The 14,508-nt window shown below is 71.4% G+C and carries 12 protein-coding genes; 7 read left to right on the forward strand and 5 right to left on the reverse strand.

Going from position 1 to position 14,508, the window contains the following annotated elements:
- Both IF37_RS0135980 and IF37_RS0135985 read left to right on the forward strand, forming a co-directional pair.
- Positions 1-3,469: DNA methyltransferase (locus IF37_RS0135980; RefSeq protein WP_030752988.1), on the forward strand; the 3,469-nt coding region annotated here is incomplete at its 5' end.
- Positions 3,470-3,479: 10 nt separating this feature from the next.
- Positions 3,480-3,974: a hypothetical protein gene (locus IF37_RS0135985; RefSeq protein ID WP_052845561.1), complete on the forward strand. Its 495-nt coding sequence runs from the start codon at positions 3,480-3,482 to the stop codon at positions 3,972-3,974.
- Between the two features lie 48 nt (positions 3,975-4,022).
- Here IF37_RS0135985 and IF37_RS0135990 read toward each other — a convergent pair whose 3' ends face one another.
- Both IF37_RS0135990 and IF37_RS0135995 read right to left on the reverse strand, forming a co-directional pair.
- A complete protein-coding gene (locus IF37_RS0135990) occupies positions 4,023-4,214 on the reverse strand; it encodes a DUF397 domain-containing protein (protein WP_030752992.1) in 192 nt (63 codons plus the stop codon).
- On the reverse strand, positions 4,211-5,098 hold the full coding sequence (locus IF37_RS0135995) for a helix-turn-helix transcriptional regulator (RefSeq protein WP_030752994.1): 888 nt from the start codon (positions 5,096-5,098) through the stop codon (positions 4,211-4,213). The genes IF37_RS0135990 and IF37_RS0135995 overlap by 4 nt, the downstream gene beginning before the upstream one ends.
- A 171-nt stretch (positions 5,099-5,269) precedes the next feature.
- Here IF37_RS0135995 and IF37_RS0136000 point away from each other — a divergent pair, with 171 nt between their 5' ends.
- Positions 5,270-5,719 (forward strand): ATP-binding protein, encoded by a 450-nt coding sequence (locus IF37_RS0136000; RefSeq protein WP_030752997.1) that lies wholly within the window; start codon positions 5,270-5,272, stop codon positions 5,717-5,719.
- Positions 5,720-5,755: 36 nt separating this feature from the next.
- Here IF37_RS0136000 and IF37_RS0136005 read toward each other — a convergent pair whose 3' ends face one another.
- Positions 5,756-6,430, reverse strand: coding sequence for a hypothetical protein (locus tag IF37_RS0136005; RefSeq protein WP_030753000.1), 675 nt, complete (start codon positions 6,428-6,430; stop codon positions 5,756-5,758).
- A 149-nt stretch (positions 6,431-6,579) separates the two neighbouring features.
- On the opposite strand from IF37_RS0136005, the gene IF37_RS0136010 reads away from it, so the two are divergent.
- The 3 genes from IF37_RS0136010 to IF37_RS0136020 are packed head-to-tail and all read left to right on the forward strand — an operon-like array spanning position 6,580 to position 11,801.
- A complete protein-coding gene (locus IF37_RS0136010) occupies positions 6,580-8,385 on the forward strand; it encodes an AAA family ATPase (protein ID WP_030753003.1) in 1,806 nt (601 codons plus the stop codon).
- On the forward strand, positions 8,382-9,635 hold the full coding sequence (locus tag IF37_RS0136015; protein WP_037857958.1) for an McrC family protein: 1,254 nt from the start codon (positions 8,382-8,384) through the stop codon (positions 9,633-9,635). The genes IF37_RS0136010 and IF37_RS0136015 overlap by 4 nt, the downstream gene beginning before the upstream one ends.
- A 30-nt stretch (positions 9,636-9,665) precedes the next feature.
- Positions 9,666-11,801 (forward strand): UvrD-helicase domain-containing protein, encoded by a 2,136-nt coding sequence (locus tag IF37_RS0136020; RefSeq protein ID WP_030753006.1) that lies wholly within the window; start codon positions 9,666-9,668, stop codon positions 11,799-11,801.
- Between the two features lie 15 nt (positions 11,802-11,816).
- Here the strand turns inward: IF37_RS0136020 and IF37_RS0136025 are convergent, their stop codons facing one another.
- Positions 11,817-13,472 carry an N-6 DNA methylase gene (locus tag IF37_RS0136025; protein WP_030753009.1) on the reverse strand — a complete coding sequence of 552 codons (1,656 nt, stop codon included), beginning with the start codon at positions 13,470-13,472 and terminating at the stop codon, positions 11,817-11,819.
- A 176-nt stretch (positions 13,473-13,648) separates the two neighbouring features.
- Positions 13,649-13,942, reverse strand: a complete 294-nt coding sequence (locus IF37_RS0136030; RefSeq protein WP_030753011.1) for a hypothetical protein — start codon at positions 13,940-13,942, stop codon at positions 13,649-13,651.
- Between the two features lie 260 nt (positions 13,943-14,202).
- Here IF37_RS0136030 and IF37_RS0136035 point away from each other — a divergent pair.
- Positions 14,203-14,508: hypothetical protein (locus IF37_RS0136035; RefSeq protein WP_030753013.1), on the forward strand; the 306-nt coding region annotated here is incomplete at its 3' end.

Consider the following 14,508-nt stretch of genomic DNA (forward strand, 5'->3'; position numbering starts at 1 on the left):
CTTCAGCGAGTTCGTACTCCTGTACTGCGTACTCCACGCCTCCCGCTTCGAAGTACCGGAAGGAACGGCGGCCTCCGGATGCTGGCTGGAGAAGTGGCGTGCGGAGGCCGTCACTTCGGGGGCGCGCGCCCTGGACCAGCTCCGGCTGGGCGTGCAGCACGCGCTGACCGTGCTCGGCACCGGGTTCCTGCGGCACCCGGACAATGTCCGGCTGCGGGAGGACGTCGACCCGAAGGCGCTCCGGGACGCTCTGCTGCGGCTCGTCTACCGCCTGTTGTTCGTCTTCGTCGCCGAGGACCGCGAGGCGCTGCTCGACCCCGGGGCCGATGAGCGGCAACGGCAGGCGTACGAACGGTACTTCTCCTCGGCGCGGCTGCGCGAGCGGGCCCGCCGTCGGCAGGGTACGGCCCACGGCGACCAGTACCAGGCGCTGCGCATCGTCCTCGACGCCCTCGGCACCGAGGGCGGCCGTCCCGAGCTGGGCCTGCCCGGCCTCGGCGGCCTGTTCACCCCCACGGAGACCGACGCGCCGCTGGACGGCCTGAAGCTGTCCAACGAGTCCTTGCTCGCCGCCGTCCGTCACCTCGCCCAGGTCCGCGACCCGGGCGCCCGCCGCTGGCGCCCCGTCGACTACCGCCACCTGGACGCGGAGGAGCTGGGCTCGGTCTACGAGTCGCTGCTGGAGCTGGAGCCGAAGCACTCCGCGACGGACCGTTCCTTCGAGCTGATCGAGGTCGCGGGCAACAGCCGTAAGACGACGGGCAGTTACTACACCCCGTCCTCCCTCATCGAGTGCCTGCTCGACACGACGCTGGACCCGGTGATAGACGACGCCGTCAAGCGGGGTGAGCAGCGTGGCACGGCGGCGGGCCGCCCCGACCCCACCGACGACATCGTGGAGGAACTCCTCTCCCTGACGGTCTGTGACCCGGCTTGCGGCTCCGGCCACTTCCTCGTCGCGTCGGCCCGGCGCATCGCCAAGCGGGTGGCGTCGGTGCGTGAGCGCAACCCGGAGCCGACGGTCGACGCCGTGCGTCACGCCCTGCACGAGGTCGTCGCCCGCTGCATCTACGGCGTCGACCTCAACCCGATGGCCGTGGAGCTGGCGAAGGTGTCGCTGTGGCTGGAGGCCCTGGAGCCGGGCAAGCCGCTCGGCTTCCTGGACGCCCACGTCAAGCGGGGCAACGGGCTCATCGGTGCGACGCCGAAGCTGCTGGCCGAGGGTGTGCCGGACGACGCGTTCAAGCCGATCGAGGGCGACGACAAGAAGTACGCGGCCGGCCTCGTCAAGCGGAACAAGGCCCAGCGCGGCGGCCAGGACGAGCTTCTCTTCGACACGGACGCGCTGCCCGGCAACGACCGGTACGCCGCCGAGCTGGCCCGGATCACCGCGGCACCGGCCGACTCCCTGGAGCAGGTGCGGGCGCAGGAGTCCGCGTACCGGGCCTATGTCGAGTCGGCGTCGTACGTCCAGGATCTGCACGCCGCCGACGCGTGGTGCGCCGCGTTCGTCTGGCCGAAGTGGGAAGGGGCCCCGGAGGCACCGACCGACCAGGCGTTCCGCGCGCTGCGCAGTCGGAACCAGTCGGCGGTGCCGGACGCCACGCACGCCGAGATCCTCCGGCTTCGGGACCAGTACCGGTTCTTCCACTGGCACCTGGAGTTCCCGGAGGTGTTCGCGGTTCCGGAGTCCGGCGTCGGAGTCCAGCCGGGTACGGGCTGGACCGGCGGGTTCAACGCGGTGGTGGGGAATCCACCGTGGGATCAGATCCAGTTGGACGCTCGCGAGTTCTTCGCCACCCGCGAACCGGAGATCACTGCCGCCACCAGCACGAGTGCGCGCAACAAGATGATCCGCACACTCGAGGAGGCCCGCCCCGAGCTCTTCTCCGAATTTGTGGCCGCACAGCGCGAGAATGACGGAATCAAGCACTTCGCCCATGAATCCGGACGATTCCCGCTCTCGGCGTTCGGACGCCTCAACACCTATTCCCTCTTCGCTGAATCGGCTCGATTCCTCACTTCGCCGACAGGACGCAGCGGGCAGATCATTCCGACAGGAATCGCCACCGACTCGTTCAATCAATATTTCTTCAGGGATCTCGTCGAGCGCAACTCGTTGGCAGCTCTGTTCGACTTCGAGAACGCAACACCGATTTTCCCCGACGTACACAGGTCATTCAAGTTCTGCATCCTCGCCTTGACGGGGAACAGCTTCCCCGAGCGCGCGGCCCGCCTCGCATTTTTCCTGCACGATCCCGCCGAACTGGTCGATCCGGAGAAAAGCTTCTCCCTCACCCCTGAAGAGATCAACCTTCTCAACCCCAACACCGGCACGTGTCCCGTTTTCCGCAGTCGCCGCGACGCCGAGATCGCGCTGGCCGTCTACCGCCGTATCCCGGTACTCCTCAACGAGTCGAACACGGACGGCAATCCTTGGGGCATCTCATTCCAGCTCATGTTCATGATGAACACCGACTCGGGTAAGTTCCGCACCCGCGAAGATCTCCTGGCCGACGGCTGGAAGCTCGACGGGAATGTCTTCACCCGAGATCACCTGCGCTGCCTTCCTCTGTACGAGGGGAAGTTGCTGCACCACTACGACCACCGGTGGGCCACTTACACGGAAGACGGCGCCACCCGGGACTTCAGCCTCGCCGAGAAGCAGAACCCCGGTACCACGCCGCTTCCCCGATACTGGGTGCCGGAGAACGACATCCCCACGGGCAACTTCGACGAGAACGGCCAGGAGGTCACGGAACCGGGCGTCGCAACTCGCCTGGCCGGCAAGGGGTGGAATCGCGATTGGCTGCTGGGCTGGCGTGACATCTGCCGAGCGACCGATGAGCGCACAGGCATCGTCGGAGTCTTCCCCCGCACAGCGGTCGGCAACAACCTGCCGATCTCGACGTTCGACACGGCCGACTCGGGGGCGATCGCCGCGCTGGCGGCCTGCGCTTCATCCTTCGCCTTCGACTTCGTGACACGCTTCAAAGTGGGCGGCACGCACCTGAACTTCTTCATCGCGTATCAGCTTCCCGTCCCCGAGCCGAAGCAACTCCTTCCCCACGTCGCCTTCGTCCTTCCTCGGGTGCTTGAACTCTCCTACACCGCACACGACATGACCCCCTTCGCCCGCGACCTCGGCGACACCGGAACCCCCTTCCGCTGGGACGAGGACCGTCGTGCCGTGATGCGTGCCGAGCTGGACGCCCTCTTCCTTCACCTCTACGGCATCGAACGCGACGACGTGTCGTACATCCTTGACACCTTTCCCATCGTCAGGCGCAAGGATGAGGAGAAGTACGGCGAGTACCGCACCAGGAACCTGATCCTCGCCGAATACGACCGTATGGCCGCCGCCGGCCTGACCCTGGAGACCCCGCTCACCGAGGGCGGGTCCGGCACCTACCGCTCCACCCTCACCCCGCCCCCCGGCCAGGGCCCCCGCCACCCCGAGTCCCACTAGGAAGCCGTCAGTGGTACGCCGAAGCCAGAGCAGCAACCCGCGTTCAGTCGTCGTCCTGAGCGCGGGTACGGACTGGGGCACCCGCGCGGCCGGGCAGCGGCGCGGCAGCGGGGCCGAGTCGTCCATACCCCGGCGGCAGCCCGCGAGGATCAAGGCGCTTCAGCGGACCATCGAGGTGGCCCGCACGGCGATCAACGGCAAGCGCTGGCACGAGGCACGCTACGCGCTCAGCCGGGCCCGCGCCCTCACCGACGCCCTCCCCGCCGACCTGACCGTCCAGGAGCGCGAGCAGCTCTCCGCGCTGCGCAAGAAGTTCGCGGCGCGCAACACCCCGGCCGCGAAGAACGCCAGGCAGGCGAAGCAGCCGGCACCGGCCGGGCGTACGGGCGGCAAGAAACCGGCCGCGAAGAAGAGCACGACGCCGAAACCGAGGCCCGCGCCTGTCCGTGAGCTGGGCGACCGCGTCATCAACCGCGCGGCCCTCGGTTACGGCCCCACAGACTGAGGCGTGCCATCCGCCGGAGCGACGGATGGCACGCCCTCGATACTTCGTTCAGCGCTCCGACGCGAACCGCACGAACTGCCTCCAGCCGTCACGGCCCACTGCGAAGGCCGGGCGGGTCACGTCCTTGGAGTCCCGTACGTGCACGGCGTGTTCAGCGATCGCGATCTCCACGCAGTCATCGCCCTGGGTGCCGCTGTAGCTGGACTTGAACCAGGCGAGTCCCGTAGTACCGCTGCTCATAGCTCTCCTCGCAGTCGCTCCAGCAGGTCCCGGGATTCCTTCGGGTTGAGGGCCTGCGAGCGCAGTGTTTCATAGCGTTGGCAGAGCAGGCTCATCTCTTTCGGCTCGGAGATCAGTCGCCCGTTCTGCTGTCCTTCGGAGTAGCCGAGCCGCCGTCCCTCCTGGGTCTCCAGGATTCGCACCGGGCCGTCCAGGCACCCGTGGAACTCCAGCTCCAGCGGGACTACTTGAAGTGTCACGTTGCGCGGTGCGGTGACCTCAAGCACATGGTCCAGCATGCTCCCCTGCACCTGCGGCCCGCCCAGCCCGCGCCGGAAGACCGACTCCTCCACGATGAAGCTGAACGGCATAGTCGCCCGCTCCCGCATCATCGCCTGGCGTTCCATTCGGGCTGTGAGTTGCGCCTCCGTCTGTCGATCGGTCAGCAACGGGATGCTGTTCTCGAACACCGCCCGCGCATACGCCTCCGACTGCAACAGACCCGGCACCAACCGGCACTCGTATGTGCACAGGCTCACCGCCTCCCGCTCCAGCCTGGCCCAGCGCCGGAACCACGCGGCGAGTCCCGCCTCACCCCGCGTCAGGAACCGGGCGGCCTTCCGCAGCGCCCCGGTGTTGCCCAGTGCCTGCTCAGCGCGTTCCACGAACGCCTCGTCCGGCATCCGGCGGCCCAGCTCCACCGACTCCACCGTATGCTTGGAGTACCGCACCAGTTCCGCGAGTTGGGCCCGGGTGAGCCCTGCGTGTTCGCGTAAGGCCTGGAGGAACGCGCCGAACGTCCGCAGGCTGTCCGACGGATGGGGCTCGCGCTCCCACTCCCCCGCCGGGACCCCCCGTGCGCCGACGTCGCCGGTCGCCTCCTCCTCGACTCCGTCGTTCTCCATCCGCAGCCCCTCTCCCGGTACCGCGCCGCGACGGCTCCGTACGCCGCCTCGTGCTCGTCGCCAGCGTGGCGGAGAACAGAACGTACCGTCCACTCTTCGTGTCCGTACGCTGACTCAGCGTACGAGGCGCGGCGCTCGTCCCCGCCCGTACGCGCCCGCCACTCTGGCGCCATGAACCACGCGACACCCCAAGTCAGCGCCCCCGCTCGCACCTTCACGCAGCTGCTGTCGGCCACGCGGCGCGGCGCCCGTCTCGCCCGGCTGCTCACCGTGGCCGAACTGCGCTCCTGGGGCGCCCCGCGGGAGCTGACGGAGCGTGCCGAACTCGTCGTCGCGGAGCTGGCCGCCAACGCCGTCCTGCACGGCCTCGTGCCCGGCCGCTGCTTCCGGCTGTCCCTCGCCCTCGACCCCGGCGCCGGCCGCCTCCGCGTCGAGGTCAGCGACGCCCGTGGGGACCTCCGGCCGCGGCCCGTCCCGGCGGACACCGACGACGGCGCGCTGCGGACCGGCGGGCGCGGCCTGGCGCTGGTCGCCGCCCTCGCCGACCACTGGGACACCGTCCCCTATCCGCCCAGCGGCAAGACCGTCCGGGCGGTGCTGACGACTCCGGCCGAAGCGTGACGCACGCGGCTTCGCCCTCGCGCGGGCTCGAGTCGTTCAGGGGGCCGAGCCCTCCGGAGCGTCGCCGTCCCAGCCCGACGGGGGCTGTCCGAAGAGGGCGCGTGCGGACTTGATCGTCAGCCGTCCGAGGACATGGTGGCCGCCGGCGCCGAGCGCGGCACCGATGCCGAGCGGCACCTGCTTGCTCAGCACCAGCACTCCTTGCCTGGTGCCGTACTTGGTGATGAAGCGCGGACCCAGCACCTTGTTGGCCCGGTTGATCGCGGCCATGGGGATGGCCTTGACGATGCGGCGTGCCCAGTAGGGGCCGGTGCGCCCGATGGTCTTGTCCAATGCGCCGACCGCCGCGTCACCGAGGAGTACGGTCAGGACCAGCAGTTTGCGCCGCTCGAAGTCCTCGGGGTGGATGCCGTGCACCTCGGCCAGCGACAGCGTGTAGAGCACGGACGCTTCGGTGAAGAGCATGACATCGGCCAGAGCCGCCGGAATTCCGGCGCCGGGCACGATCCCCGCCGCGCCGGACGCTCCTCCGGACACGGTGACACCGGCCAGGTAGTAACGGTCCAGCCTGCGGATAAGGTCCTGCGGGGTGTCGTCGGGACGGACTCGCCGCAGGCGCTCGACATGCTTCTCCGCCAGCGGCTGCTGGGCGACCAACGCCTTGTCGAGCGTCTGCCGGATCAGGCCCTTGGCGTCATCGGCCTTGCTCATCGGGACTGGGGTCCTCTCGGATCGCGAACACGATGCACACGCATCACCCTAGGGCTTACGCGTTAACAGCGTCAACGTATTTACCGAGGTCCGTGTACAACAGGTAAGGTGATCGCGTTCGCGCAGGCCCCCCTCCCGGAAGGTCGCCCATGCCGCAGCCCGACCGCCTCCCCGGCACGCCCGAGTTCCGCATCCGGCTCCCCAAGGACGGCGGCGAGGCGCGCGGGTACCTGCTCACCGAGTTCGGCGGCAACGGCACGTACAAGTTCCTGCTGCTGCGGGGTTCGTCGGTCGCCGCCGAGGCATGGCCGGGGCTCGGCGACCACGCGCGCCGCCACCGTGCGGAGCTGCGCGCGGGCGGTGCCCTGATCGACGCCCCCGCCGAACCCGGCCGCTCGTGGACACCGCCGCGCTGGACGGTGGCCCGGGACATCATCTGCAACTCCTCCTCGGCCGCCGCCGCGCTGGTGTACGGCTACGGCGCCTCCGGGCCGGAGTCCTGGCGCACCGCCGAGGGCCATCCGCTCGCCGACTACCTGTCCACCGGCTGGCGCCCCCCGCGGAAGGCGTGGCTGGTGCGCGGCTCGAACGTCTCGGGTCACAACCTGGTGCGGCAGCTGTGGCTGGAGGAGGGGTTCGTCTCGCTGTCGGGCGCGCACCTGCCGCCCCTGGAGGAGGCCGAGCCCACCAAGAGCACCCTGCGCCGCTTCGTGGAGGAGGGGTACGAGGGGGCGGCCTCCTACCACCAGAAGCAGGGCCTGGTGGACGAGTTGCACGCCTTCCTGACCCAGATGCGCGTCGGCGACACGGTGATCACCATCGGCGACGGCCGGCTCTACATCGGGCGGATCACCGGGGAGGTCGTGCGGACGGCGTCCCCGGGCGGGCTGTCCGACCTGCGCCGGACCGTGGCCTGGCAGGTGGGCGGACACGCCCACGAGGAGCTGCCGGAGGAGGTGGAGCAGAGGCTGTCCGCGCAGCGTGACGTCGTGGACCTGACCGGTGTCCTCGACGCGCTGGACGGGCTGGCCGGGCACCCGGACCCGGCGGCGGCCGACGGCGCCGGCGGGTACCCCGACGCGCCGCCGGAGCTGTCCCTGCCGGAGGTCACCGGCGCGCTCGCCGCCGACCTCCTCGTGCACGACCGGGCCTGGCTCGAGGAGATACGCGAACTGCTCCTCGACGAGCGGCAGCTGGTGTTCTACGGGCCGCCGGGCACGGGCAAGACGTATCTGGCGATGAAGCTGGCCGAGTACTTCGGCGGCGGCCCGGAGCAGGTCAAGATCGTGCAGTTCCATCCGTCGTACGCCTACGAGGACTTCTTCGAGGGGTTCCGGCCCGTGGCGGACCCGGAGACGCGGGAGGTGGCGTTCCGGCTGACGGCGGGTCCGCTGCGGGAACTCGCCGACCTGGCCTCCCGCGAGGGCAACCGGCACGTGCCGCACTTCCTGATCATCGACGAGATCAACCGCGCCAACCTGGCGAAGGTCTTCGGCGAGCTGTACTTCCTGCTGGAGTACCGCAAGAAGAGCCTGCGGCTCACCTACTCGGGGGACGACTTCGCGCTGCCGCGCAACCTGTTCGTGATCGGCACGATGAACACCGCCGACCGGTCGATCGCCCTGGTCGACGCGGCGATGCGGCGCCGCTTCGCGTTCGTGGAGCTGTCCCCGCGCACCGAGCCGACCGCCGGGCTGCTCGCGCGCTGGCTGCGGCGCGAGGACCGGGACCCGGAGCCGGCCCGGCTGCTGGACGCCCTCAACGCCCGCATCGAGGACGGGGACTTCGCCATCGGGCCGTCGTACCTGATGAAGCCCGGCGTGTACCGCGACGGCGGTCTGGAACGGACCTGGCGCACGAAGATCCTGCCGCTGCTGGAGGAGCACCACTACGGCGAGGGCCTCGACGTCGCCGCCCGCTACGGCCTCGACGCGCTGCGCGAGCGGCTGCCGTGACCCCGTCCGAGGTGACGCTGCGCGAGTACGGGCCCGCCGTCTCCGTCCCGCTGGGCGCGGAAGCCGGGCGGGCCCTCGCCGCCTCGGGTGTCCTGTCGAGCGCGGCCCCCGATCCCGGCCGGGACGGGCACTGGTCGCTGCGGGCGGGCAGCCGGGTCGGCGCCGTGCGCACGCCCGGCGGCCCGGTCGTACGGATCATGCCCAAGACCCCGGTGCGGCGGCTGTTCTTCCTCCTCGGCTTCAGTCTCGACCCGGCCCGTGCCTGGCGCGACAGCCGCGAGGGCACCGTCGACACCGGCGCGTACGACGACGTCGTGCCCGCGCTCGCGCACGCCGTGGAGCGGCGGATCGAGGCGGCGCTGCGGCGGGGCGTCCTCCAGGGCTACCGGGAGGTGGAGGAGTCCGCGCTGGTCGTACGGGGGCGGATCCGCGAGGCCGAGCAGCTCCGGCGGCACTTCGGCCGGACCCCGCCCGTGGAGATCGCCTACGACGCGTACACCGCCGACACCGCCGAGAACCGCCTCCTGCGCGCCGCCGCCGAGCGGTTGCTGCGGCTGCCGGGTGTTCCCGGGCCCGTCCGGCGCCGGCTCGCCCACCACCGGGTGCGCCTCGCCGGCGCCGCGCCGCTGATCCGCGGGCAGGAGCTGCCGCGCTGGCGGCCGTCCCGGCTCAACTCGCGCTACCAGCCCGCGCTGCGGCTGGCCGAGGCCGTCCTGCGCGGCAGCTCGCCGGAACACCGCCCGGCCGGGGCGGACCCGCTCGCCGTGGACGGCTTCCTGCTCGACATGAACCGGCTGTTCGAGGACTTCGTGTCCGTCGCCCTGCGGGAGGCGCTGCGGGAGCACGGCATGGTCGCGCGCCTCCAGGACGTCCACCACCTCGACACCGCGGGTCTCGTCCGGCTGCGCCCCGACCTGGTCGTGCGTGCCGGGGACGGCCGTACCCCGGTCGCCGTGGTGGACGCCAAGTACAAGGTCGAGAAGGCCGACGGACTGCACAACGCCGACCTGTACCAGGCCCTCGCCTACGCCACCGTCCTCGGGCTGCGCGAGGCGCACCTGGTGTACGCGGCCGGACGGCGGCCCGAGCGCCGCCACGAGGTGCGCGGTACGGCGGCGGGGCCGGACGGCCGGGGGGTGCGGCTGTACCAGCACAGCCTCGACCTCTCCCGCGAGCCGGGACAGCTCCTGGCGGCCCTCGGGCAGCTGGCCGGACGGCTCGCCGGAGACCGCCCCGATCGAAGATCATGAAAATCGTTCAGGCAGAGAGGAAGACACCGCATGCCCCGGCTCGCCTTCGCCCAGAGCTTCTGGGACGGCTACGAATCCCTGGAGAAGCCGGTCCGAGCCGGAGTGCGCAAGGCCATGGCGAAGTTCCACGCCCTGAGCGCCGCCGAACTCCACGCGGACAAGGGACTGCACCTGGAGTCCGTCGAGAAGGCCCGTGACCCGCGGATGCGCACCATCCGCGTCACCGACTTCTGGCGCGGCGTCGTCCTCGCCCCCGACGACGGCAGCGATGTGTTCCTGCTGGTCAACGTCCTGCCGCACGACGACGCCTACACCTGGGCGGCGAAACGCCTGTACAGCGCGAACACCGCGACCCGCGCCCTGGAGGTGCGCAACGCCGTCGCCCTGGACGAGCTGACGCCGTTGTACGAGACGGCCGCGCGCACGGCCCCCCGGCTGCTGTTCGCGGACGTCTCCGACAGCACGCTGCGCGAACTCGGCATCGACGACCAGGTGCTGCGCGCCGCGCGTTCCCTGGTGGACAAGAGCCAGCTGGACGCGTTCGCCACGCTGCTGCCGGAGGACCAGCTGGAGGTGTTGCAGTACCTCGCCGAGGGCTTCGGTCCCGAAGAGGTCTACCGGGACGTCGTGGCCGTCCGCCGGCCCGCCGACGCGCCCGCCGAGCCGGTCGAGGACCTGGCCACGGTGATCGCCAACACGTCCGCGCGCATCCGCCTGGTCACCGGACCGCGGGAGCTGGAAGAGGTCCTGGAGAAGCCGTTCGCGGCCTGGCGGGTGTTCCTGCACCCCTCCCAGCGGCGCGTCGCCTGCCGCACCTCCTACGGGGGTCCCGTCCAGGTCACCGGCGGGCCCGGCACGGGCAAGACGGTGGCAGCGCTGCACCGGGTCAAGCACCTGCTCGGCCGCTCCGCGGACGGCCGGGTCCTGCTCACCACGTACACGAACGCGCTCGCCGCCGGACTGCGCGAGATGCTCGGCCTGCTCCTCGACCAGGACGAGGAACTGCTGGCGCGGGTCGACGTGACGACGGTCGACGCCTTCGCGGGCGGCGTCGTGCGCGCGAGGTCGGCGGGCGTGCCCAAGCCGCTCGGCGACCGGGAACAGCGGCAGGTGTGGGAGAAGACGGTCAGACAGCTCGGTCTGCCGTTCACCGCCCGGTTCCTGGCCCAGGAGTACCGGCACGTCGTCCTCGGCCAGAACCTGGCCGACCTCGACGCCTACCTCGGCGCGAGCCGTCGCGGCCGGGGCACCGGGCTGGGGCCCGCGCGCCGGCGGGAGGTGTGGCGCGGCGTGGAGCGGTTCGAGCAGTCGCTGCGCGAGCGGGGCGAGACCACCCACCTGCGGATCTGCGCCCGGGCTGCGGAACTGCTGGCCGGCGGGCCGGCCCCGTACGCCCATGTCGTCGTGGACGAGGCGCAGGACCTGCACCCGGCGCAGTGGCGGGTGCTGCGGGCCGCCGTGGCGCCCGGCCCCGACGACCTGTTCCTCACCGGCGACCCGCACCAGCGGATCTACGACTCGCGGGTGTCGCTGGGCTCCCTGGGCATCGGCACGGTCGGCCGCAGCTTCCGGCTGCGCGTCAACTACCGCTCCACCGAGGAGATACTGGCCTGGTCGGCACGGCTCCTCGCACCCGTCTCGGTCGACGCCCTGGAGGGCGAGGGAACGGACTCGCTGGCCGGGTACCGCTCCCTGCTGCACGGGCGCAGCCCCGGGGTGCGGGGGTACGCGACCCGGCACGAGGAGACCGAGGCCCTCGTGGAGCGGGTCCGGGAACTGCTCGCCGAGGGGCTGGCGCCGGGCGAGATCGGCGTGTGCGCGCGTTTCAACCTCTCGCTGGACGCGGCCGAGGAGAAGCTGCGGGCCGCCGGCGTCCCGGTGCTGCGCGTCAAGGGGCAGACCGAGCGGGACGCGGACGGGGTGCGGCTGGCGACGATGCACGCCATGAAGGGGCTGGAGTTCCGCGCGGTGTCCGTCCTCGGTGTCGGCGAGGGCGCGGTCCCGTTCGCGCGGGAGGTCACCCCGCGCGAGGCGGACCCGTTGCAGCACGAGGCCGATCTGCTCCGGGAGCGGTGTCTGCTCTTCGTCGCCTGCACACGCGCGCGTGAAGCGCTGAGCGTGACGTGGAGCGGGACTCCGAGCCCCTTCCTGCCGGAGGCGGCCTGACCGGCCGCCCGGTCCTCACTCCCGCGGCTCCAGGGCGCCGGTGGCCAGACCGTCCCGGGCGATCTCGGCGAGCCGCCGGCTCAGCTCGTCGGCCTTGCGCATGCCCTCCTCGAACGCGGTGAGGGCCCGGAAGGCGGAGCCGTACCGGCGCTGGTCGGCGATGCCCATACGGGGGATGCGCGACCCCCTGCCGTCGAGGCGGTAGGTGCCGCTGACGCTGGTGGACCGGCGGGCGTTGGCGGAGCTGCGCAGGAATCCTCGCAGGTAGTCGGTGTCGAGCTGGTCGCTGGTCGAGACCGGCTCCGGGCCCTCGTAGGCGACGAGTCCGGCACGGGCGAGGTCCGCGACGCTGGTGGTGGCGGCGTCCAGTGAGCCCGGTCCGCCGCCGGCCGCCAGTTCGGGCAGGAGGGCGGCGAGCCGGCGCACCTGCTCCTCGAGTTCCGCGCGCAGGGCCGCGTACTCGCCGGGGTAGTCGCGGTGCCGGGACCGCAGGTGGCTGCCGGGGGTCAGGTCGACGACGTCGTCCAGCAGCTCGATCAGCGGGACGTCGGCGACCTGGTCGGGTCGTGGTTCGAGGCTTCCCTCGGGAGCGTTGCCGGTCAGGTCGACCATGCGCACGGTGTGGTTCGTGTCGACGCCCGTGGCGTTCGCGGGGCGCCGCAGGCACCAGAGGTGGACGGGCAGGGCGTGGGAGGTCGCCGTCCCCGGTGGCAGGGCGACCACCTGGCGCAGGATGCCCCTGCGGACGAGTTCCGAGCGGATGCGGCGGCCCGCCTTGCGGTAGGCCGCCGAGGCCGGCATCACCATGAGGACCTGGCCGCCGGGCTCGGTGTGCGCGTAGGCGTGCTGGAGCCACGCCAGTTCCCCCTCGGCCTTGGACGGGACGCCCAGTTCCCAGCGTGAGTCGAGCAGCAGTTCCTCCCGCCCCCACTCGGTCACGCCGGCCGGCGGGTCGCAGACGACCAGATCGGCCTTGAGGTCCGGCCAGGCGTCCGCCCGCAGGGAATCACCCGCCACGACGCGCACGCCGGATCTCCCCAGCAGGTCGGCGCGGAGCTGGGCGAAACGGGCGCTGTCGGCGTCCGTCTCCTGGCCCCGGCAGCGCGTCCCGGTGTCGGCGGCGACGGACAGCAGCAGCACCCCGATTCCGCAGGCGGGGTCGAAGACCGTGGCGCCGGCGGGCAGCTCGGGGGCGAAATGGCGCACGGCGCGCACCACGCGTTCGGGGGTCACCTGGTCCGATCCCGCACGCCGGGCGGAGTCCAGGAAGCGTTCCGTCAGTCCGTTCACGAGGTCGACGGGCCGCCCGGCCCGGGTCAGTTCCCGCACACGGGCGGCGATGTCGTCCGGGAGTCCCGCGCCGGGCTCCCCGGCCAGCTCGGCGGCCACCGCGGCCAGCCCGGCGATCATCTGTTCGCCGTACGCGGCCCGCATGGCCTGCCACAACTCGACCTCGGGTGACACCTCCTGGCCCTTGCGCTGCTTGTCCAGCCACTCCTGGACCTCGGCGAGCACATAGAGCGGACTGTTGGCCGCGCCCGCCGCCGGAGCGGGGAAGTCGTCGTAGCGCCGACGCCAATTGGAGACGGCCGCCCGCGTGACTCCGGCCAGGCGAGCGATCTCGGAGCCGGTGACCAGCGGGCCGGCCGAAGATGCAGCATTGTCCGTCATAGTGCCAGCGTACACAAGGCGTCGGACCATTACCAGAATGCAATTGGTTGACGGCGTAAACGGGCAATGTGCGTCTTATAAACTGACTGCGACTTTGTATTGCGGCTCTTTTCCCGCCCGGCAACGCCGTTCCGGCGCACCGGCGTTCCCGTTTTCAACGCCGATCGCGACGCGGATCACGACACCGACGTGACATCGAGCCGCTGCACCGTGGCGCCGCCACCCGTTCTGACCGCTTCCACCGCCGCCTGGTGCAGGGCCCTGCTGTGCCGCTCGGAGCGGCAGGGCACCGGGCTGCCGGTGAGGGTGAACCAGTCCAGGGTGCCGGTGTACTGGATCGTCACATCGACTTGCCGGCCGTCCCAGGTGGTGTGGACGGTCAGGTCGCCGGCGACGATCCCGGCCTCGTCCGTACGTGCGCCACCCGGGCCGCTGAAGACTCCCGGGGTGGTCCATGAGGCCCAGACCATGGCGTCCGCCTTTCTCTCCGACGGCACGGCCCGCACCTGGGCCGCCCCGCTCCCTACCACGGTCTCGCACCGGCCCCGGGACCGCCCGTCGACACCCGGCGGCACCCTCGGCCTCCTGGCCTCAGCCCCTGCGCGCTTCCGACGGCCGCATACTCGTTGACGACGTCAACATATGCATGGGAAGCTCGTCAACGACGAAGGTGTACGCTCCCTGCGGGATGTACCCACCTTGTACGTGACAGGTGAAACGGGGAGGGCCAGTGGGGCTGGGCACGGTCGACGGACGGTTCGGCGGCGCGGGGACCGTGGGGCGCACCGCTCTGGCGTTCACCGCCGTCACCACGGTCGGCGGGCTCCTGCCCGCCGACATGCTGCTGCGCATCGCCGAGGCCCGGAACCTGCCCGGCACCACCTCGGCCGACTACCACCTGCCCGCCTCCGTGCCCGTACGCGACGAAGCCGAGCGAGCCTGGGAATACCTCAAGCCGCTCTGGCGCGAGCTGCGCACCGCCCTGCCCGCCGACCCGGCCACCGGCGCCCCCGCCGCCGACCCCACCGGCCGCGCC

It is taken from the genome of Streptomyces sp. NRRL S-31 (assembly GCF_000718775.1).
Lineage (GTDB): Bacteria > Actinomycetota > Actinomycetes > Streptomycetales > Streptomycetaceae > Streptomyces.